At 64.8% G+C, this 20,640-nt stretch carries 21 protein-coding genes; 11 read left to right on the forward strand and 10 right to left on the reverse strand.

What is annotated here, in order from left to right:
• Positions 1–3: 3 nt before the first annotated feature.
• On the reverse strand, positions 4–1,188 hold the full coding sequence (locus EV191_RS02225) for an isochorismate synthase (protein ID WP_341539597.1): 1,185 nt from the start codon (positions 1,186–1,188) through the stop codon (positions 4–6).
• Between the two features lie 663 nt (positions 1,189–1,851).
• On the opposite strand from EV191_RS02225, the gene EV191_RS02230 reads away from it, so the two are divergent.
• Together EV191_RS02230 and EV191_RS02235 are read left to right on the forward strand one after the other, a co-directional pair.
• A complete protein-coding gene (locus EV191_RS02230; protein WP_132875101.1) occupies positions 1,852–2,688 on the forward strand; it encodes a L,D-transpeptidase in 837 nt (278 codons plus the stop codon).
• 122 nt (positions 2,689–2,810) lie between these two features.
• Entirely contained in the window at positions 2,811–3,566 is a 756-nt protein-coding gene (locus EV191_RS02235; protein ID WP_132875102.1) for a choice-of-anchor P family protein, read from the forward strand.
• 139 nt (positions 3,567–3,705) lie between these two features.
• On the opposite strand, the gene mihF is transcribed toward EV191_RS02235, so the two are convergent.
• Both mihF and EV191_RS02245 read right to left on the reverse strand, forming a co-directional pair.
• A complete protein-coding gene (mihF, locus tag EV191_RS02240) occupies positions 3,706–4,017 on the reverse strand; it encodes an integration host factor, actinobacterial type (protein ID WP_165912865.1) in 312 nt (103 codons plus the stop codon).
• A 122-nt stretch (positions 4,018–4,139) separates the two neighbouring features.
• Complete coding sequence (locus EV191_RS02245; protein ID WP_132875103.1) at positions 4,140–5,090, reverse strand: cobalamin-binding protein; 951 nt, start codon at positions 5,088–5,090, stop codon at positions 4,140–4,142.
• A 144-nt stretch (positions 5,091–5,234) separates the two neighbouring features.
• On the opposite strand from EV191_RS02245, the gene EV191_RS02250 reads away from it, so the two are divergent.
• From EV191_RS02250 to EV191_RS02265, 4 genes are all read left to right on the forward strand, one after another.
• Positions 5,235–6,866, forward strand: a complete 1,632-nt coding sequence (locus tag EV191_RS02250; RefSeq protein ID WP_132875104.1) for a long-chain fatty acid--CoA ligase — start codon at positions 5,235–5,237, stop codon at positions 6,864–6,866.
• Between the two features lie 43 nt (positions 6,867–6,909).
• The gene (locus EV191_RS02255; protein WP_132875105.1) at positions 6,910–7,317 is read left to right on the forward strand and encodes a PaaI family thioesterase; all 408 of its coding nucleotides are present in this window, start codon (positions 6,910–6,912) and stop codon (positions 7,315–7,317) included.
• A 91-nt stretch (positions 7,318–7,408) separates the two neighbouring features.
• Positions 7,409–8,701: a C39 family peptidase gene (locus EV191_RS02260; protein ID WP_132875106.1), complete on the forward strand. Its 1,293-nt coding sequence runs from the start codon at positions 7,409–7,411 to the stop codon at positions 8,699–8,701.
• 85 nt (positions 8,702–8,786) lie between these two features.
• On the forward strand, positions 8,787–9,596 hold the full coding sequence (locus tag EV191_RS02265; RefSeq protein ID WP_243658704.1) for an alpha/beta hydrolase: 810 nt from the start codon (positions 8,787–8,789) through the stop codon (positions 9,594–9,596).
• On the opposite strand, the gene EV191_RS02270 is transcribed toward EV191_RS02265, so the two are convergent.
• Positions 9,593–11,260, reverse strand: coding sequence for an FAD-binding oxidoreductase (locus tag EV191_RS02270; protein ID WP_132875108.1), 1,668 nt, complete (start codon positions 11,258–11,260; stop codon positions 9,593–9,595). The two genes, EV191_RS02265 and EV191_RS02270, sit on opposite strands and share 4 nt — an antisense overlap.
• Positions 11,261–11,276: 16 nt before the next feature.
• Here EV191_RS02270 and EV191_RS02275 point away from each other — a divergent pair, with 16 nt between their 5' ends.
• The 4 genes from EV191_RS02275 (at position 11,277) to EV191_RS02290 (ending at position 15,665) form a co-directional block, all read left to right on the forward strand.
• Positions 11,277–11,915: a TetR/AcrR family transcriptional regulator gene (locus EV191_RS02275; protein WP_132875109.1), complete on the forward strand. Its 639-nt coding sequence runs from the start codon at positions 11,277–11,279 to the stop codon at positions 11,913–11,915.
• Positions 11,915–13,477, forward strand: a complete 1,563-nt coding sequence (locus EV191_RS02280) for a glycerol-3-phosphate dehydrogenase/oxidase (RefSeq protein ID WP_165912787.1) — start codon at positions 11,915–11,917, stop codon at positions 13,475–13,477. Before EV191_RS02275 ends, EV191_RS02280 begins: the two co-directional genes overlap by 1 nt.
• Positions 13,478–13,560: 83 nt before the next feature.
• Complete coding sequence (locus tag EV191_RS02285; protein ID WP_424565420.1) at positions 13,561–14,472, forward strand: ABC transporter ATP-binding protein; 912 nt, start codon at positions 13,561–13,563, stop codon at positions 14,470–14,472.
• Entirely contained in the window at positions 14,469–15,665 is a 1,197-nt protein-coding gene (locus EV191_RS02290; RefSeq protein WP_132875110.1) for an ABC transporter permease, read from the forward strand. Before EV191_RS02285 ends, EV191_RS02290 begins: the two co-directional genes overlap by 4 nt.
• Before the next feature lie 108 nt (positions 15,666–15,773).
• Here the strand turns inward: EV191_RS02290 and EV191_RS02295 are convergent, their stop codons facing one another.
• From EV191_RS02295 to EV191_RS02310, 4 genes are all read right to left on the reverse strand, one after another.
• On the reverse strand, positions 15,774–16,400 hold the full coding sequence (locus EV191_RS02295) for a DUF3558 domain-containing protein (RefSeq protein ID WP_132875111.1): 627 nt from the start codon (positions 16,398–16,400) through the stop codon (positions 15,774–15,776).
• Positions 16,400–16,882: a hypothetical protein gene (locus EV191_RS02300; RefSeq protein WP_132875112.1), complete on the reverse strand. Its 483-nt coding sequence runs from the start codon at positions 16,880–16,882 to the stop codon at positions 16,400–16,402. The genes EV191_RS02295 and EV191_RS02300 overlap by 1 nt, the downstream gene beginning before the upstream one ends.
• A 151-nt stretch (positions 16,883–17,033) precedes the next feature.
• Complete coding sequence (locus tag EV191_RS30930; RefSeq protein ID WP_424565421.1) at positions 17,034–17,144, reverse strand: DUF397 domain-containing protein; 111 nt, start codon at positions 17,142–17,144, stop codon at positions 17,034–17,036.
• On the reverse strand, positions 17,131–18,081 hold the full coding sequence (locus EV191_RS02310) for a helix-turn-helix domain-containing protein (RefSeq protein ID WP_132875114.1): 951 nt from the start codon (positions 18,079–18,081) through the stop codon (positions 17,131–17,133). Before EV191_RS02310 ends, EV191_RS30930 begins: the two co-directional genes overlap by 14 nt.
• A 136-nt stretch (positions 18,082–18,217) precedes the next feature.
• Here EV191_RS02310 and EV191_RS02315 point away from each other — a divergent pair, with 136 nt between their 5' ends.
• Positions 18,218–18,550, forward strand: a complete 333-nt coding sequence (locus EV191_RS02315) for a hypothetical protein (protein WP_132875115.1) — start codon at positions 18,218–18,220, stop codon at positions 18,548–18,550.
• On the opposite strand, the gene EV191_RS02320 is transcribed toward EV191_RS02315, so the two are convergent.
• Together EV191_RS02320 and EV191_RS02325 are read right to left on the reverse strand one after the other, a co-directional pair.
• Complete coding sequence (locus EV191_RS02320) at positions 18,547–19,209, reverse strand: HAD family hydrolase (RefSeq protein ID WP_132875116.1); 663 nt, start codon at positions 19,207–19,209, stop codon at positions 18,547–18,549. The genes EV191_RS02315 and EV191_RS02320 overlap by 4 nt on opposite strands.
• A 95-nt stretch (positions 19,210–19,304) precedes the next feature.
• On the reverse strand, positions 19,305–20,621 hold the full coding sequence (locus EV191_RS02325) for a citrate synthase (RefSeq protein WP_132875117.1): 1,317 nt from the start codon (positions 20,619–20,621) through the stop codon (positions 19,305–19,307).
• Between the last annotated feature and the right edge of the window lie 19 nt (positions 20,622–20,640).

Below are 20,640 nucleotides of genomic sequence, written 5' to 3' on the forward strand. Positions count from 1 at the left end.
CGGTTAGCTCTCCAGTGTGAGGCCCATCGCGCGGAGAAGGGTCTGGAACTTGGCCGTCGTCTCGGCCAGTTCGCGCTCCGGCTGCGAATCAGCGACGATTCCCGCACCTGCGAACAACCGCATGGCCCGCTCGGCGATATCGGCGCAGCGGATCGCGATCGCCCACTGGCCGTCACCGTTGGCATCGACCCAGCCAACCAGGCCCGCGTAGTAGTCTCGATCGAACGGTTCCAGCCGGTCGATCGCCTCCCGCGCCTGCTCGCGCGGTGTGCCACCGATGGCCGGCGTCGGGTGCAGTTCGGCGGCAAGAGTGAGCACGGACAGTTCCGGATCGCGCAGTTCACCGGTGATCTTGGTGCCGAGGTGCCACACCGCGGAGGTGGCCGTGAGGGAAGGCCGCGGCGGCACCACCAGATTCCGACAGTACGGCGCGAGCGTATCGGCCACGGCCTCGACGACCAGCTCGTGTTCGAGTTGTTCCTTCGCCGAATCGACGAGGTAACGGGCGTTCGCGTTGTCCGTGACCGGGTCTGCTGAGCGCGGGGCCGAGCCGGCGAGCGGATGAGAGATCACCGAACGCCCGGTACGGGAAACCAACAACTCCGGACTTGAGCCGAGCAGGGTGCGCTGGCCAGCCCGATCGGCGGGAGGTAGCTCCGCGGCAAAGGTATAGCCATGCGCATTGTCACGGACCAGATTGGCCAGAATCGCGGCAACCGGAACGGAATCCGGGAAAGCCAGCTCCAGCATCCGAGCCAGTACCACCTTGCGCAACTCGCCGGCGCGCAATTGACGTACGGCGGTGGCGACACTGGCGGCATAGCCGGCCGGTTCGGGCACGGCGGCAACCGGCACACCGGATTCGATGGCCTGTACTTGGCGACGCCCGGCGGCTGGATGCAGCGGACCCGCGCTACGTACCATTGTCGGCAGGATTAACCGAGCCGGTACGGCGGCGGAATCATAGGGCAGTACTCCTGCGGCGAGCGGTAGCCCATCGCCGAGCAACGTCCCGCGAATCCGGTTCGCCAGCCGCGGCCAATCGTGATCCTCGAGCACGCCAATCGAATCGCTGGCCAACAGTGTTCGCTGCGCCGAACCAAAGAAGAAGTCGCCGCGGCGGAAATCATCGAGCAATCGCCCAGCGGAGACATCGCCGACCGCATGGACTACCCCGTCCCGCGTCACAGTCAACCCGCCCACCTCGGTTTCTGGGCTCAATCGGCTCATGTGGCTCAATCGGATCAGCTGCTACCCATTCTTCACCGACCGCGCATTAACCCAGTGTCGGCTATGACAGCAATCACCTCCGAGCCGGCCTTGATAAAGCATGAAAACGACAACATCGCGGTAACGAGTGTGACAACGAAACTGACCGAACGACGCTATGCCGGCGACTACTTAACGTGATGTTGATCATTACTGGGTTTTGCCGATTGCGTGTTACCAAATCCGCCAAATACCAAGAAAGTTAGCCCATTAGAGTTAATTTAGGGTAATCCTCCTACCAGGCAAAATATCCGATTCACCCAGGTGAGGCAGTTACCGGCGGTAGTAGATCTGCTTGATTTGTCCGATCCCGAATCGGCAAGATGCACTTCACCAGCGGTTGAACCGTGCTCGGCTGCCCTACGGCTGGGATACGGGACCGCGAGTCGGGGTGTCACCAATGTCGGGTTTGGGTACCGACAGCCGGTGGCAGGGGGTTCGCCAGCCATTTCCGTTGTGACCCGCCATCACCTACAGCGGCGTGTCCTGCGGTTTTAGCTGGGTGAGCAGCACGCACGGATCCACCAAGCGAAACCAGCGGGTTCGGCCCGCTCGTCCGGAACCGGAGTAACGACACCCTCCATGAGCAAGCGAACATCTCTACACAGTCACGCGCGCACGCGGTCTGGCCGATTCCGCGCCGCGCCCCTGATTGGCCTCGCCGCGGTCGTCGCGATCACCGTGAGCGGCTGCGGTGGCGACGGGGAAGACGGCGACCAGCAAGCCCAGTCGGACGTCCAGCCAATCGCCAAGGAAGAACTACTAAAGCTCCCCGAGGCGACGACATTCGGCGATATCGAAGGCGCACCGAAAGACCCCGCGCCAACCGAGCCGACCGACGGCGCCGTGGTGCAGGTCACCGAAGAAGTTCCGGTCTATGACGACAAGGGCGGCGAGCCGTTCGCGCGGATGCCAGCCAAGCAGCTCGGCTCGCCGACCTGGCTGGCCGTCCTCGATCAGCAGGACGACTGGTTTCAGGTACTGCTGCCGTCCAGGCCGAATGCTTCGACCGGCTGGCTGCACAACGACAACGGGGTACTCGAAACGGCCGAGAACGACTTCCTGGTCGAGGTGGACACCGCCGACTTCAGCATGACGCTCACCGAAGCGGGCAACGAGGTCGGCAGCTGGGAAATTGGCACCGGAACCGAAGAGCACCCCACTCCGACCGGTCGCGCGGCGATCATCTCCTCGCTCGAGGAGTCCGTTAAGGACTACAGCCCGCTCGTGCTTCCGCTGAGTTCGCATTCGGACAGTCACGAAACCTATGGCGGCGGTCCTGGCACCGTCGGCATTCACGGTTGGCCGGACGACAGCGTCATGGGTACCGAAACCAGTGACGGCTGCATCCGAGTGCCCGCCGACGCGCTGGAGAAGCTCAGCACGGTGCCGCTCGGCACCGTCGTGCTCGTCAGCTGAGCGTAGATCGCATCAGCTCACCCGAAAGGCGATTCCGTGGCTGGCGCACGCCAAATCCGGGCCAGCCGGTAACCGGAGAACCACGGAAACGCGAATGTACGTGTACAAGGAAGGAAAGTACTTTGTCTCTTCGTAAGAAGGCGGCCGGTGGTGCCGCGATCGCCGCGGCGACCGCGCTTGGTCTGGCACTGCTGCCGAGCACCGCTGCGGCCAGCGAGGACCAGCTCAGCGAGGCCTACGCGATCGGCGCTTCCGGGCTGCTGAACATCGAAAAGACGCCGTATCTGGACAGCAGCGCTGGTTTCCAGGAGAAGTCGCTGGCCAGCGTGGACATTCCGGAGAACCTGGCAAGCGTCGGCGTGCTGAACGCGGCGGTGGACACCGGCAGCGCATCTGCCAGTGTGGCCGACGTCAAGGTCAACCTGGCCGCGATCCTCGACCTCGGCGAGCTGACCCAGCTCAGCGCCGCCGTGATCGAGGCGACCTGCGAGAACGGCGAGGGCTCCGCGGCGCTGGCCGACGCGAAGATCGCCGGCACCGCGCTGGACGTCAGCCCGGCACCGAACACCGGGGTGGACATCCCGGGCGTGGCCTCGGTCATGCTGAACAAGCAGGTTGAGAACGAGGACGGCACGCTCGGCGTGACCGCGCTTTCGGTTGACCTGCTGAACAGCAGCCAGACCATCGACATCGCACACGCCACCTGTGGCACCAAGTCGGACGACTCCGACAACGGCGACGGGGACAACGGCGGCGACAATGGCGACAATGGTGGGGACAACGGCGGCGACAACGGGGACAACGGTGGCGACAGCGCCTCCGGCGGCAAGGCCCCAGCGCCGACCCCGGTCACTGGCCACCACCCGGTGACTGGCTGACCTAGCGAGACTAAAGGCGGGTGCGTGCGGCAGCTGGTCGCACGCACCCGCCTTTGTCTGCCGGGAAGACCGCTGCGGTGGTTGCGCGCTTGTAGCCCGACGGCAGTACCGACGGGCTACAAGGTAATTCGCGCGGTGGCTACTTGAGTGCTTGAATCAGCGCTTCGCGCTGACGCTCACCAAGACCGGCCGCCCGACGGTCCGGGTCAATCCCGGTCTGCTCGAGCAGCGCGGCAACCTTGACCGCACCAAGGCCGGGAACGGCCTTGAGCAGCGCGGTTACCTTGGTCTTTCCGATCGTCTTGTCCTCTTTGGCTTTGTTGAGCACCTTGTCGATGCTCTGCTTGCCGGACTTGATCGACGCGAGCAGCTCAGAACGTGCTTTACGTGCTTCAGCCGCTTTGGCAAGAGCCTCCGCACGCTGCTCCGGAGTCAACGTAGGCAGAGCCAACGTGGTGATCCCTTCTTCCTCGGCGTTAGCGATCGCGACAGCGGTCACGATTTCCCGTGACTGCCGCGCGCTGTGCATCCAGTAAACGTGAATGAAGCGCCGACGCTAGCACCGACACGCAGTTATTTCTCGCCGTTCACTCCGATCGGGACCGCTTCGAGCGATGTGACGGGCGGTGAAACCGGGATCTCATGCAAAACATGGGCGAGGATTTCTACTCCCCGTATCACTCTCGGTCCAGGTCGGTTGAAGTACGCGGGCCCGTCGACCACCCACACGTGTCCAGTGCGGACAGCGGATAACTCTGACCACATCGGATTACCGGTCAACAAATCCAGTTCCTGGAAAGTGCGTTGTGGACTAAATCCACACGGTTGAATGAGGATGACCTCCGGATCGGCATCCCGCAGTTGCGCCCAGCCCATCGCTTTCGTGTGTTCACCAGGCCGCGCGAGTACCGGTGTACCGCCAGCCTGTTCGATTTGCTCTGGCACCCAGTGACCGGCCGGCCACAGTGGGGCCAACCACTCGATCGCGGCAACCCGTGGGCGGGACCTGCCAGCCACCTGGGCGCGTACCGTAGCCAGTCGAACGCGCAGCGCATCCACCCGCTCCGCGGCGAGTCCTGCCCAGGTATCCGTACCGCCCAGCTCGTCCAGTTGCTCGGCCACCCTGATCAGGGTGTGCAGTACCCCGTCCAGCGTGGCCGGCTCCAAACTGAGCACCGCGGGCCCGGCATCCAGCCGTAGTGCCCGCAAGGTCGTCGAGACCTGTTGATAGGACACCGCGCAGACATCGCACAGGTCCTGGGTGAGCACCAGATCCGGCGCGGCTTCGGCAAGGTCGGACGCGGCCAGCTGGTAGAGCCCGGAGCCACGATGCATACCGCCGACGGCGGCGGAGATCTCCCGCGAACTGGCGTCCGGAAGCGAGGCGTCCGAGGTGAGCACCGGTACCCCGGCGACCTCGACCGGCGGCCAGTCGCACTCATGCGTCCGCCCAACCAGCATGTCCAGCGCGCCCAGCTCGGCTAACAAGTCGGTGGCGGCTGGCAACAGAGACACGATGCGCACCACCCGAAGATATCGAGCCCCAAAAGATACGGATCGAGACAATGTGGGCATCCCACGCGCCGGCCAAGCGCATTAGAGTTCGCGGGTAACCCAGTTCACAAGTACAGACTGCCTCGCGCACCGATGTGAGTACTCGGAGTTGCCATGTTGAGCACTATGCAAGACGGCCAGCTGTCCCTCGCGCAGCTTCTCCGGCACGGCACCACGCTGCATGCCGACGCCAAGGTCACCACCTGGACCGAGGAGGGCCCCCGGTACACCTCGTTCGGTGAGCTTGGCGGCGAGGCCGCCAAGCTTGCCAATGCGCTGCGTTCGCTCGGCGTGACCGGCGACCAGCGAGTCGGCACCTTCATGTGGAACAACGCCGAGCATCTGGCCGCCTATCTCGCGGTGCCGGCCATGGGCGCGGTGCTGCATACGCTGAACATCCGGCTGTTCCCCGACCAGCTGACCTATGTGGCCAACCACGCGGAGGACCAGGTGGTGCTGGTCGACGCGACGCTGGTGCCGCTGTTCGGCAAGGTGCTCGGGCAGCTGAGCACGGTACGGCACGTCATCGTGGTGAACGGCGACGCCGCAGCGCTCAGCGCCCCGGAAGGCGTCCAGGTGCACGACTACGCGCAGCTGCTCGCCGCGCAGCCGGCCGAGTTCGACTGGCCCGAACTGGACGAACGCTCGGCCGCGGCGATGTGCTACACCTCGGGCACCACCGGCAACCCGAAGGGCGTGGTGTATTCGCACCGGTCCATCTGGCTGCACTCGATGCAGGTGTGCATGTCGGACAGCATGCGGTTGAGCCAGGCCGACAACGCGCTGGCCATCGTCCCGATGTTTCACGCGATGTCCTGGGGTCTGCCGTATGCCGCACTGATGGTGGGCGCCTCGCTGCTGATGCCGGACCGCTTCCTGCAGCCACAGCCGCTACTCGCGATGATCGAGCGGGAACGTCCGAGTTTCGCCGCCGCGGTGCCCACGATCTGGCAGGGCGTACTCGCCCAGTTGGAGGCCAGTCCACAGGACATCAGCTCGCTGCGGGAGGTGGTGGTCGGCGGCTCGGCCTGCCCGCCAGACATGATGCACACCTTCGAGGAGAACTACGGCGTGCCGATCCTGCACGCCTGGGGGATGACGGAGACCTCGCCGCTTGGCAGCGTCGCCCGCGCTCCCGGAAACGCCACGGCCGAGCACGCCTGGCAGTACCGGTACTCGCAGGGCAGGTTCCCGGCATCGGTGCGTGCTCGCCTTGTCGACGACAACGGCACCGAGGTGCGGTGGGACGGCACGAGCGTCGGTGAGCTGGAAGTGGCCGGACCGTGGATCGCGGGCGCCTACTACCGACCAGAAGCCGAGGACGCGGCGAAGTTCGACAACGGCTGGCTACGCACCGGAGACGTTGGCCAGATTACCCCGGACGGCTTCCTGCGGCTGACCGACCGGTCCAAGGACATCATCAAGTCCGGCGGCGAGTGGATCTCGTCGGTCGAGTTGGAGAACCAGGTGATGGCGCATCCCGCGGTTGCCGAAGCCGCGGTGATCGGTATCCCGGACGAGAAATGGGATGAGCGCCCGCTGGTTGCCGTGGTGATCAGGGAAGGCGCGGAAGTCACCGCTGCCGAGCTACGCGAGTTCCTGGACGGCAAGGTCGCCCGCTGGCAACTCCCGGAGAGCTGGACGTTCATCGACGAGGTGCCGAAGACGAGCGTGGGCAAGTTCGACAAGAAACGTCTGCGCAGCGCGCATACCGAAGGCAAACTGGACATCAGCCAGCTGCGCTGAGTACACCGCCCGTCCCAGGCTCTAGCTGGTAGATATGGACGCCATGACGGACGTTGACGAGCCGGCGACGAAGCTGTTCCACGACACCATGCCGTTCGCCGCCAGCCTCGGTGTTGAGGCGTTGAACAGCAACAAGGACGAAACCCGCGCAAGGCTCCGGTGGGCCGAGCACCTCTGCACGCTCGGTGGCGTGCTGCACGGTGGGGTACTGATGGCGTTGGCCGACTCAACGGCGGCCGTCTGCGCCTTCCTGAACCTGCCGGATGGCGCAGCGGGGACTACGACGGTCGAGTCCAAGACGAACTTCCTGCGTTCGGCCAAGTCCGGGTACGTCACGGCCATGGCGAAACCGCTGCACGTTGGGCGGCGGTTCATCGTCGTGGAAACCGAACTACGGACGGACGACGGGCGGCTTGCCGCCAAAGTAACGCAAACCCAGGCGGTGGTTTAAACCAAACTTCTACGGAACAGCTTTACTAACGAGGCGTGACCGGCGAAAATTTCTTACCTGCCGAATACGTTGCCCGAAGTGGGGTTAAGTCATGCGCGCTGCTCGCCTAGTTCAGTTCGCCATCAGCACTTTCGCCGCGCTCGCGATGGTCGCCGTACTCTCGCCGAGCGCGAACGGTGGCACGGCGAAAGACGCCGCCACCGACAGCGAAGGCGATGAGGCGATCGACTTCCAGGCATGGCGCGGCGCGCAGGATTTCCAGTCCGGCGAACTCGCCGGACTGCGCGCGACCGAGCAAGGGCTGCGGGTCGACGAACCGATCGGCACCGTGGAACGGGACAACCCGGACGGTGAACCGGTCAAATACGAGTACGGCCAGTGGACCTCGCCCGAACACACGCCCGGTTTCGATGCCACCGAGCTGATCGCGTCCTGGAACGCGGACACCCCGGAGGGCACCTGGTTACAGGTGGAGGTGTCCGGAACCACCGCAAGCGGCGCGCGGACCACCTGGTACACGCTTGGTGAGTGGGCATACCAGGACACCGATATGTTGCGCACCACCGTTCCCAACCAGTCCGATGCACACGGCCAGGTCAATGTGGACACCTTCGCCGCCGCGGAAGGTGAACAGCTGCGCTCCTTCCAGCTGCGTCTCACGCTGTACCGGGTCGCGGGTAGGGCGCAGACGCCAACCGCGAGCATGCTCGGGGCGATGACCTCCGTGGTGCCGGACCGGTTCGAGGTGCCGACAAGTGAACCTGGCGTGGCAGCCGGTATGGAGCTGGATGTGCCGCGTTACTCGCAGAACGTCCATAGTGGCCACTATCCGGAATTCGGTGGCGGCGGGGAAGTCTGGTGCAGCCCGACGTCCACCTCGATGGTGGTTGACTACTTCGGGACCGGCCCGACGCAGGAAGACCTCGCCTGGATCGACCCGGAGCACGAGGATCGCCTCGTTGACCACGCGGCGCGGTATACCTACGACTACGACTACGCGGGCGCGGGAAACTGGCCGTTCAACACGGCATACGCGGCACACTGGGGCCTACAGGGCTATGTCACCAGGCTGTCGTCGCTCACCGAGCTGGAGACCTACATCGCCCGCGGCATTCCGGTGATCACCTCGCAATCCTTTTTGGAGTCTGAGCTGGACGGCGCTGGTTACGGTACGGCGGGGCACATCATGGTGGTTATCGGCTTCACCGAGGATGGCGATGTGATCGCGAACGACCCCGCCTCACCGGACAACGAGGCGGTGCGCCGGGTCTACCCGCGCGACCAGTTCGAGAACATCTGGCAGCGTACCCAGCGCCATGACGAGAACGGTGAGGTCGCCAGCGGGCCCGGTGGAGTGGCCTACATCATCAGCCCGCGCGACTGACCCCCGGCGGACAAACGCGCAGGTCCTCGCCCTGACCAGGGATATGACTGGCCGAACTGTCGACAATTCGGCTAACGTCGGGTTCGTGGCAACCGAGCATTGGAGCTGGGCGCTGGCTGGACACGCCGGCGAGATCAGAGCACGGACCTGGCCGAATCCGCGGGCGCACTGGCTCGCGGTACTCGTGCACGGGTACGGCGAACATATCGGCCGGTATCAGCATGTGGCGGACGCGCTGATCGAGGCTGGCGCGGTGGTGATCGGGAACGACCATGTTGGCCACGGCGAATCAGCGGGCGAGCGTGTCCTCTTCCGGGATTTCGAGTCTGTTGTAGACGATCTACATGAGGTGATCGTGCAAACGGACGCGGAACACCGGAACCTGCCGATTGTGCTTATTGGCCATTCGCTAGGCGGGATGATCGCGACGAGATACGCCCAGCGTCATCGGGATGAGCTGACCGCACTGGTGCTCTCCGGTCCGGTACTCGGCAGCTGGAAGGCGCTTGACCTGCTCAAGTACGAGGAGATCCCGGAAGATCCAATCGATGTGTCTACATTGTCCAGAGATCCCGGAGTAGGCAGCGCGTACGCCGCCGATCCACTTGTCTGGCACGGCCCGTTTCGGCGCCGCACGCTGTGGGCGATCGAGAAGTGTTTGGGCACGATCGACGCACATGGACCGTTCGGGGATGATCTACCCGCGTTGTGGCTGCATGGCGGGGAAGACGAGCTGGTGCCGATCGCTGAGACGCGCACCGGGATCGACCGCGTTCGCGGGCTGGGTTTCGAGGAGATCGAGTATCCCGGCGCGCGCCATGAGATCTTCAACGAGACCAACTCCAAGCAGGTACTTGGTGATGTGGTGTCGTTCGTGCATCGGGTGCTTGGCTAAGCGTCGGGTAGCAGCTTGCCGGGATTGAGGATGCCGGTCGGGTCGAGGGTGTGCTTGAGCTGCCGCAGCACGTCCACGCCGAGCGCGCCGATCTCCGCTTCGAGGTAAGGCGCATGGTCCGTGCCAACGGCATGGTGGTGCGTGATCGTCCCGAGCGGCTCGCCGACGTCGGGGTCGGACCAGCCGGCGATGGCCGCGCATGCCGCGGCTTTGGCCCGTTGCCACTGGCCAAGCTCGTCGCCATGCGCCCGTGGCACGAGCACGGTGAAGTACAGCGAGGCGCCCGTCTCGTAGGCATGCGAGATATGGCACATGATCAGCGGCGCCCGCCCATGGCCGGTCAACTCGGTCCGCAGCGCGGTGCGCACCGCATCCCGCAGCCGGTCCAGCCCGGACCAGAACCCCGCGGTTTCCAACGTCTCCACGCATACCCCGGCGTCCAGCAGCACATCCCGCTGCCGGGGCCCGCCGAACCGCCCGCGCCGCCACGCCTCACCTGCCGCGGTACCCAGGCGCACGGGCCGGAACCGGCGCAGTACGCCCAGCGTCACCGCGCGCCGACGCGCGAGTTCGGCCCGCGAACCGGCATGCCAGCCAAGCACAAGCAGATTCGGTTCGCGGACCCCACGTGCCCGCAGATAACCGCGCAAAGCCGCGGTCCGCATACCCCCGCGCAGCGCGAAGGACACGTTCGTCTCATCGCTGTCGGACAGTCTGGTCACCTCGGCAAGGCAGCCAGCTTGGGCAAGCGCGCGGACGGCTTCCTGGCCACGTGTCCAGCCATCCAGCACGAAGCCCTCGTACCGCTCTACCGTCGGTAGCGGGCGAACACGCAAGGTCACCTCGGTAAGCACGCCGAGCGTGCCCTCGCTGCCGAGCGCCAGAGCGCGCAGATCCGGGCCGGCAGCCGACGCCGGGGCCACGCCCAGCCGCCATGGACCGCGCGGGGTGGCCAGCCGTAGCCCGGCCACCATGTCCTCAAAACGCCCATAGCCGCTGGAGGCCTGGCCTGCCGAACGGGTTGCCGCGAACCCGCCGATGCTCGCCCGCTCGGCGGACTGCGGTACATGGCCGAGCGTCAGACCGTGTGCCCGCAGCATTCGCTCGGCGGCCAGCGCCCTGGTCCCCGCGCCGAACACCGCCAGCCGGGAAACCGGGTCCACCGAGTGCAACTGATCCAGACCGACCAGGTCCAGCGCGAGCACCGCGGCCTTGCCACCACGTAGCGCGCTCACCCCGCCGACCACCGAAGTGCCGCCGCCGAACGGCACCACCGCGATGTCGTGTCGCACACAGCATTCCAGTACCCGCTGTACCTGCTCGGCGTCGCTGGGCAGTGCGATCGCGTCCGGGACGGCCAGCTCGCCGAACCCGCGCTGGTGCAACAAGTCCAGATATGACAGCCCGCCGGCTCGGCCGAGGCGCGCCGCGGGATCGGTCGTCAGCCGCTCGTGCCCGAGGATTTCGGTAAGATCGGCTTGGGCCGCCGTCGGCAGGGTGGTTGGCGAAGGTTCGCCAGGCTCCCCTTCCGTGCCAGGACTGGCTACTTCGGACGCGCCAATGCGAGTGGATAGCCACCGCAGGCTACGTGCGGGTAGTTTGTCCTGGTGTGCGCCGTGCGGCGCCCACCGCCCCCGCAACCTATGGTCGATCCCTTCCGTCATAGTTAGAGTGTGACATATGACAACTGAGCGTCACGTCGTGGCCACAGAGCAACGACAGAGCGCGAATCGAGTGCCCGATGACGATCTGCTCGACGCGGCCCGCAGCTGCGTCCTCGCCGTCGGAGTACGCCGCACCACGCTGGCCGAGGTGGCCCGTACCGCCTCGGTGAGTCGGATGACGCTGTACCGGCGCTTCCCCGATGTGCGCAGCATGCTCGTTGCGCTGATGACCCGCGAGTTCGGCACGCTGCTCGGTGATGCGATGGATCATGCGAAGCACGCGTCGACGAACCGTGAGCGGTTGGTCCTGGCTACCGTTGAGTCTGTCCGCCGGCTCGTCACCGATCCGATCATGCGCACGGTGCTGGATGTCGACGCCGAGATGATGATCCCGTACGTGGTGCGCAGGGTGGGCAGCACCCAGCGCAATGCCGAGCGGTTCATCCGAGGGCTGGTGGATGCCGGCCATGCGGACGGTTCGGTCCGTGAAGGTGACGGCGCGACCCAGGCGCGCGCGCTACTGCTGCTCTCCCAGTCCTATGTGTTCTCACTGCGAATAGCCGTGTCCACAGAGGAGGGAATCACGGAAAGCGGCCTGCTCGACGAGTTGGCGCATACATTGGACAGCTCGCTGCGCCCAACCGAGGCAGGGTAGTGCGGAATTTTCCGCTGCCACACAGTAGTTCACTCAACGCGGCTCGTCGAGCGGCCGAGCTCGATGAGATCGCCGCGGGCGAAACCGTTGATGTACTTGTGGTTGGTGGCGGTGTTACCGGCACGGGCATCGCACTTGATGCGGCGAGCAGGGGACTTTCCGTCGCACTGGTCGAAGCCGAGGATCTGGCCTTCGGTACCTCCCGCTGGTCAAGCAAGCTGATTCACGGCGGGCTACGCTATCTGGCCCACGGTGAGCTGGCGCTGGCTTGGGAAAGCGCGGTGGAACGCCACGTACTGCTCACCCGCACTGCCCCACATCTGGTGCGGACACTGCCACAGGTGATCCCGCTGGAAGAGCGGAATGCTCGGCGCAGGGGCGCGTTCCTTGGCGCCGGACTGGTCGCGGGCGATCTACTGCGACGCGGCGCTGGCACGCCGAGCAGCCTGCTGCCGCCGCCCCGCCGGATATCCATTGCCGAGGCACGGGCACTGGTGCCGTGTCTGCGGCGCGCGGATCTGGCCTGTGCACTGCTTTCCTTCGATGGCGCGCTGACCGACGACGCCCGGCTGGTGGTCGCGCTGGCGCGTACCGCGGCTGGCTACGGTGCGCGGATCCTGACCAGGCTGCGGGCAACAGCCGTCGCCGGCGATCACGTCACGGTGCTGGACGGCTGTACCGGGCAGCAGGCCACGCTGCGCGCCAGGGTGGTACTCAACGCGGCTGGGGTATGGGCCGGTGGGTTGACGGACGCGGTGCGGCTGCACCCGTCCCGCGGTTCACATCTGGTGCTTGATGGCGTCGATCTCGGGCTGTCCACTACCGCGTTGACGGTACCGATTCCTGGGGAACGTAACCGGTTTGTCCTGCTTATCCCGCAGCCTTCCGGACACGCGTTACTCGGGTTGACCGATGAGCCGATGACCGGGGACATCCCGGATATCGCGGACGTTCCGGATTCCGATGTGGACTTCCTGCTCGGGGTGGTTTCCACCGCGCTCAACCGGAAACTCACCCGCTCGGACGTCCTTGGCTCGTTTGCCGGGATGCGCCCACTGCTTGCCGGGTCCCGGACGCGCAGTGCCGACCTGTCCCGTAAGCACGCGATTGTCTCCGCCGCGAACGGCGTACTTACCGTGGTCGGCGGGAAGCTCACCACCTACCGGAAGATGGCCGAGGACGCGGTGGACGCCGCGATCACCGCTGCCGGGCTCTATGCCGGACCCACGCGGACCACGCGGCTGCCGCTAGTCGGTGCGGCACCCCGGTCCGCGCTATCCGCTATGGACGTTCCGGAACGGTTGATTGCCAAGTATGGCACCGAGGCGACGCGCATTGCCGCGGTCGCCGAGTTGGATGCCGAGCTGGCGAAGCCGGTCGCGCCGGGCACCGCGATCACCGGGGCCGAGATCGCCTTCGCGGTGCGACACGAGGGCGCGCTCGACGTGGCCGATGTACTCGAACGGCGTACCCGGCTCGGGTTAGTACCTTCGACGGCCGCCGCGGCCGCGCCGCAGGTCAGCGAGATCACCCGGCGCGCCTTGGCCGGGCTCGCCGGGTAGTTCGGCGATCCGGCGGCACTGGGCGCTAGGCTAACGCCACGACGGCGCGACCCGCTGCCCAGCTGACCGAGGAGAGCTCGCCAGTGCCCAGCACCTGCTTGGAGATCGACCGCGTTTCGAAGCGGTATGGCGAGGTGGTCGCGCTCAGGGAGATGACATTCGAGGTACGGCCCGGGGAACTGTTCGGGTTTGTGGGCAGTAACGGCGCGGGCAAGACGACCACGATGCGGATCGTGCTCGGGGTGCTCGCCGCCGATTCCGGCGAAGTGCGCTGGAACGGGGCACCGGTCGACTTCGCGACCCGCACCCGGTTTGGGTATATGCCGGAGGAACGCGGGCTTTACCCGAAAATGAAGGTACTGCACCAGTTGGCGTATCTTGCCGAGCTGCACGGGATGAGTATCCAGGCCGCGCAGCGCAACGCTGAGTTCTGGATTGGCAAGCTCGGCCTGCGGGACCGGCGGCAGGACACCGTGCAGTCGTTGAGTTTGGGTAACCAGCAGCGGGTGCAGCTGTGCGCGGCACTGGTGCATGAACCCGAGGTACTTGTGCTTGACGAACCGTTCTCCGGTCTTGACCCGGTTGCGGTGGACGTGATGAGCCAGGTGTTGCGCGACAAGGCCGATGAGGGTGTACCGGTGCTGTTCTCCAGTCACCAGTTGGATCTGGTCCAGCGGTTGTGCGATCGGGTCGGAATTGTCCGTAGTGGACAGATGGTTGCGGCGGGCACGGTGGCGGAACTGCGAAGTGGCGCCGCGGCACGACTGATCGTGGAAGCGCCGGACGCGCCGGCCGATTGGGCACGGGGACTCGCCGGGGTAACCGTTACCGAGCGGACCGCCGGCCGGTGGACACTTGAGCTTGCACCGGGCACGGATGAGCAGCGAATACTGCATGCCGCGCTGGCGACCGGTCCGGTCACCGAGTTCAGCCGGCATAAGCCGACGCTCGGCGAGCTGTTCCGCAATGTGGTCACCGAGGGGGATGCGCGATGACCAGGTTGGTGCGCGAGGGCAGGCGGGCGGTGTGGCTGATCGCGCGCAGGGAAATCGCGATGCAGCTGCGCAGCAAGGGCTTCGCGGTCAGTACCGGGGTGATCATCCTGGTGCTCGCCGGTTACCTGTTGCTGCACACCACGGTGCTCGGCACGGGCGCGCGGAGCACCGTCGGGCTGACCGGGCAGGCGAGCGCGGTGGCCGGGCAACTGCGGGTCGCCGCCGAGCAGCTTGGCCATGAGGTGCGTACGGTCCAGGTGCCGGATGCGGATACCGGGCGGGAACAGGTCGCTGATGGCGAGCTGGATGTGCTGGTTTCCGGTTCGCCGTCGACGTTGCGGGTGCTTGCGGACAGTCAGCTGGACGAAAGCCTGCGCAATGTGTTGAACGGCCTGACTCGCCAGCAGGTGTTGGCCGCGAAGCTCGCCGAGGCCGGGGTGGAGGATCCGGGTGCGACGCTGGGTTCGGTGTATACGAGTCAGGTGCGGGTGGACTATCTGAATCCACCTGACGCGGATCTGGATCAGCGGCTGGTGGTGGGCCTGGTGCTGGCCGTGCTGCTGTACATGTCGGTGATCACTTATGGCATGCAAGTGGCTACCGGGGTTGTGGAGGAGAAGTCCAGCCGGATCGTGGAGCTGTTGCTGGCCACGGTGCGACCGTGGCAACTGCTGCTCGGCAAGGTCGCGGGGATCGGCACGGTGGGTTTGTGCCAGCTGGCCATTGTCGGGGTCGTTGGGCTGACGCTGACTTCGGTGACCGGGGTGTTGACCGTGTCCGGGGTGACCGCAGGCGCGCTGTTGTGGGGCCTGGTGTGGTACTTACTCGGGTTTTTCCTGTATGCCACGGTTTTTGCGGCGGCCGGGTCGCTGGTGTCCCGGCAGGAGGAGACGCAGCAGGTAACCGGGCCGATGATGGCGATCCTGGTGATCGGCTTCGTGATCGGGTTCAACGTGCTGCTGCAGGGGGCGACGAGCTCGCTGGCGGTTGGGCTCTCCCTGGTGCCGCTGCTTTCACCGATCATGATGCCGGCGCGCATCGCGATGGGGCTGGCGCCGGCCTGGCAGATCGCCGTGGCCATCCTGGGCACGCTCGCCATGATCGCGCTGGTGACCTGGCTGGCCGGGAAGATCTACGGGAACGCGGTACTGCGCACCGGAAGCCGGGTCAAACTCCGCGAAGCCCTAAACTAAGTCACGTTCTTTAGGGATCTTGCGGTGGCTGTGGCTGTGTGTGTCCGCGTTCTTTAAGGTTAGCGGGCAGACTGCCGCGCCTGACCGCGTTCTTTGGGGATCTTGCGGTTACTGGGCAGCCTTCATCGTCTGCAACATGTACCCAGCAATACCCTGCACCGTCCCACAGCCATCCCCGCCACGATTAGCGCGCGACAAACGCACGTTAACGTCCATCGCCAACTCATCAGTCAAACCCACGGCAACTGTACAGTGCCAGTTCGCCTTCTCCGCCGAGCTGTAGACAACACCGGGGTGGCCCTCGATCAGATCAACCGGCTCAAACACCTCGTAATCGCCACGGGTCTCATACAACGCCGTCAAACCACGATCACTCGCAGTCACAAGAATGATAGTGGCGCTACCAGTGGTTTCCCGATTATTCCACCCACATGTCGGCCCAGCCCCACCGTCCCGCTCTTCGCCCTGCTCGGGAAGGTTCAGCTCATTGAGCTGTTCAACGGTCAACGCTGCACAGGGATCCTGCTCGAACTTCGACGTATCTAGTGGTTCCTCAACAGCCGGCGCGCCTCCTGCCGGAAGATCATCGGTGCCACCCGGCGCTGAAGTCGACGGTGACGCCGTGTCCTGTGTCTCCGCCGGCGCAGCCGAACCGGGCTCCTCCGTCGAACAACCCGCCAGCAACACCGATATAACCGCGACCGCCGAAGTGACTGCGACACGAGTACGTACCATCAAACCGGTCCCACCGGTCCGTCTGGCTTCTTCATTTCCCGTTCCGCCTCGTCCTCGGTCTCGACATACTCACCCAACGCCTTCGCGCACTTGTCCGCCTGCGTCTGGCAGTACTCCTGCCGCTCAATCAGGGTATCGATCACCTTTTGGCCGGCCGCGTTCGCCGCTATCGCGTAGCGAGCGCTGACATATTCGTCGCCTGGCCCTCGAATCCGCCGCAGCGGCTCTGCTGTTATTACGTCCTCGGCGTACTCGTCGGCTAGGGCTTGCCAGCGGTTCATGATGGAGCGGAGTTGTTCTTCGGTGTACTCGAAGCGCCCGGCTTCGCCGCCGCTGTTGGCTACGGCGTTGAGCTCGTCCATCTGGCCCGCGCCGATGGCCGTGGCTCCGAGGCCGATGGCGCCACCGACTTCGGCCGGGCCCGCTACATTCTCGGCTCCGGGTGCGGCCCCAACCTCTGGGTCTTGTTCCGGCTGGCCCATGTCCCCTCCCCATGCGACAACCATGCGCGGCTACATACTGCAAGCAATGTATCACCGCACGCGATTGCCGCGGGGACAATCAGTTAAACTAGCTGGATAGAGCACTACCAACAACAACGGGCTCACTCAGGGTGAACCCGAATGGGCGAGGTCAGCTCAGCTCGTCCAGCAACGCGCGCCAGGCGGCGCCCGAGATCGTGAGTTGACCACCGGCACGGTTCTTGGTGTCCCGCACCTGGACAGCGCCTTCAGTCCGGGCCACTTCGACGCAACCATTGCTGCCAGCGCTGTAGCTGCTCTTCCGCCAGGTCATTCCCGCCGATTTGGGCATGATCATCGCTGTTCTCTCCATCCGGGTAGAGCTCCATCGCCGTATTGCCGATCAGCTCCTTCGATTGTCGCGCATCCAGAGCGGTTTCCGCGAGCCTGCCCAGCATGCTCCGATAGGTGGCGATTTCCGCCGGCTCCTCAAGAAACACGCTTGCCGTCTGACTTTCCAGATACACCACCGGCTTGAAACCAACGATATCCAGCAACATGAACGGCCCCGCGATCCCAGCATGCGCACCCTGCGCTGCGGGGATGATGCGCAGCTCGATATTCGGTCGTACCGCCATCCGCAGCAGATGATGCAACTGCTCCGACATCACCACCGAACCGCCGACCGGCAGTCGCAGTACGAACTCGTGGATAAAGAACCCGAACTGGACCGGCTGCTCCCGGCTTAGCAAGCTCTGCCGAGCTAACCGAGCGGCAACCCGTTCATCAATCTCGTCTGGCGCGTCATTGCCGGCTTCAGTGAGCAAGGCACGTGCGTATGCGCCGGTCTGCAACATGCCGGGAATCATGTTCGGCTGAAAGTCTATGTAGCCCGCCGCGTTGTCCTCCAGGTCGACCAGGATGCGCAGCTGCTTCGGCAAACCGGTACCGAACTGCTGCAACAACCCCGGCCGGTTCGCTTCCTCGCCCAGCCACAACAACCGCTCGCGTTCCGCGCCCTTCACCTCACACGCGCCAAGGAACGTCGCCAGATCCAGGTTCGGGCAGGTGCGCTTACCACTGAGATAGCGGGAAAGCCGCGCCTCGTCCCAACCGATCTTGCGGGCAAATTCCTTACCGGACAGTCCGGTCGCGCGCAGCGCCTGTCTCATCGCATCGCCGAGCTGCCGGCTACGGATCGTGGGAAAATCGGCATCCATGACGGCCCAACCTAGCGGGCCGCCATCGAACTCCACACCGACAACGGGATTGTTCCCCGGAAAGACGGATCGATTGTTCCGCCGGCAATTGCTTCACTTATCCCGCGCCGTTCTGTCCACAAGCGAGGGTACTTCAATGATCAACCAAGCAAGCACCGCACTGACGCCCGCACGAGCCGATGCCTATCGGCTACTGCGCGACGACCTGATGCTGCACCTCTACGGAGCGGAATACCATGCAACCAAAGCGGAAACATGGACACCGGACGATGAGGCGATCGCCCGCGAACTCATCCCGGACCTGGTGAACGTGCTCAACGGGGCACTACTCGCACACGAAGGGAACTGTCACGGCCGTTGCCGATTCTGCCGCGAAACATGGCCGTGCGCCACCATCGAATCCCTGCACCGCGCGGTAAAGGATCCCAAGCGACAGTTCATCACGTTGGTCGAAACCGTCCGCGCCTAGCCAGTCAGATTCCGCACCAGGTGCAGTCGCCGCTGCTGAGCATCCGTCAAGGGCGGTAGCAACAGCGTTGGCATACCAAGTTCAACCGCGGCCCCGTCATGCGATGCCCGATCGCCCACCATGAGCGTTTGCCCGGATTCAGTGCCAAGCATCGCCAAGGCGATGCGAAAGATCGACGGATCAGGTTTCTGCACACCACGCTCGTACGACAGCACATAGGCATCGACGAACTGGTCCAGGCCCCCTGCCACAAACGCCGGTCGAAGGTCGAAATGGATGTCGCTCAACACCGCGACCGCGCAGCCACGCCCGGAAACGGCAGCCAACACCTCAAGCGCGTCCACCGCAAACTCGTTGTAAACCGGATCCGATTCGACCGCGTACAGCGCATCGGCAAGCTCATCGTCCAACCCCGCATCCGCGAACACCGCATAGTAGGTATCACGATGCAGAAGCGCGTCACTGTCGATTCCCGGGGCGTCAAGCCGATCCGGGGACCCGGAGGCGCTTGCGATTGCCGCGCATACTTCGGCCACGGAAACCTCGTCAGCCGCACGACCAATCCGGTGCAACGCCGCATGGACCCAGCCTCGCTCGTCCAGCGTAGTCACCAAGGTTCCACGCCAATCGAACACTACCGCTCGCAGACGCACAGTCATCGCAAGATCCCTAAAGATTGCGGTTCGGGCCCAGAAACGCCGGAAGGCCACCCAGCGCCGCGCCGGATGGCCTTCCACATTGGACAAATCAGGGCTCAGCGGCCCGCCATGTCAACGTAATCTCGAGCGGTACGCCCGATGTAGAGCTGCCTCGGCCGACCGATCTTGGTCGCCGGATCGTTGATCATCTCGCGCCAGTGCGCGATCCAACCCGGCAGCCGGCCCAGCGCGAACAGCACGGTGAACATCTTCGTCGGGAAGCCCATCGCCCGGTAGATCAGCCCGGTGTAGAAGTCCACATTGGGGTAGAGCTTGCGCTCGACGAAGTAGTCGTCGGCGAGTGCGGTCTCCTCGAGCTGCTTCGCGATGTCCAGCAACTCATCGTGGACGCCAAGCTTGGCAAGGATCTCGTCCGCGGTCTTCTTGATGATCTTCGCCCGCGGGTCGTAGTTCTTGTACACCCGGTGCCCGAAGCCCATCAGCCGTACGCCGGCTTCCTTGTTCTTCACCTTGCGTACGAACTCGGCAACATCCGAACCGTTGCTCCGGATGTCCTCGAGCATGTCCAGCACAGCCGCGTTGGCACCGCCGTGCAGCGGACCGAACAGCGCGTTTATCCCGGCCGAGATACTGGCGAACAGGTTCGCCTCGGAGGACCCGACCAGCCGCACCGTCGAAGTCGAGCAGTTCTGCTCGTGGTCGGCATGCAGGATGAACAGCAGGTCCAGCGCGCGGGCCAGCACCGGGTCCACGTCATAGGGCTCGGCGGGGAAACCGAAGGTCATCCGCAGGTAGTTCTCCACCAGGCCAAGGGAGTTGTCCGGGTAGAGGAACGGCTGGCCAACGGACTTCTTGTAGGCGTACGCCGCGATCGTGGGCAGCTTCGCCATCAGCCTTATCGTGGACAGGTCCACGTTCGGCTCGTCGAACGGGTTCAACGAGTCCTGGTAGAAGGTGGACAGCGCGGAGACCGCGGAGGACAGCACCGGCATCGGGTGCGCGTCCCGTGGGAAACCATCGAAGAACCGTTTCAGGTCCTCGTGCAGCAAGGTGTGCCTGCTGATCTTGGAGCTGAACTCCTCCAGCTGCTGCCGGGTGGGCAGCTCACCGTAGATCAACAGGTAGCTGACCTCGATGAAGTTGGACTTTTCGGCCAACTGTTCGATCGGGTAGCCGCGGTACCGGAGGATTCCGGCGTCACCATCGATATAGGTGATCTCCGAAGAACACGAGGCAGTGTTCACGAAACCGGGGTCAAGGGTGACCAGGCCGGTATCCGCCATCAGCTTGCCAAGTGCGATACCTGGAGCTCCCTCGCTCGCAGGCATAACCTTCATGTCGTGCTCGCCGCCGTCGAGGCGTAGCGCGACGGTACGAGTACCGGATTGCGGCGCAGTCGTCGCGTCGGGCATGCATGTCCCTCTCACGCTC

Source organism: Tamaricihabitans halophyticus, from assembly GCF_004340875.1.
Lineage (GTDB): Bacteria > Actinomycetota > Actinomycetes > Mycobacteriales > Pseudonocardiaceae > Tamaricihabitans > Tamaricihabitans halophyticus.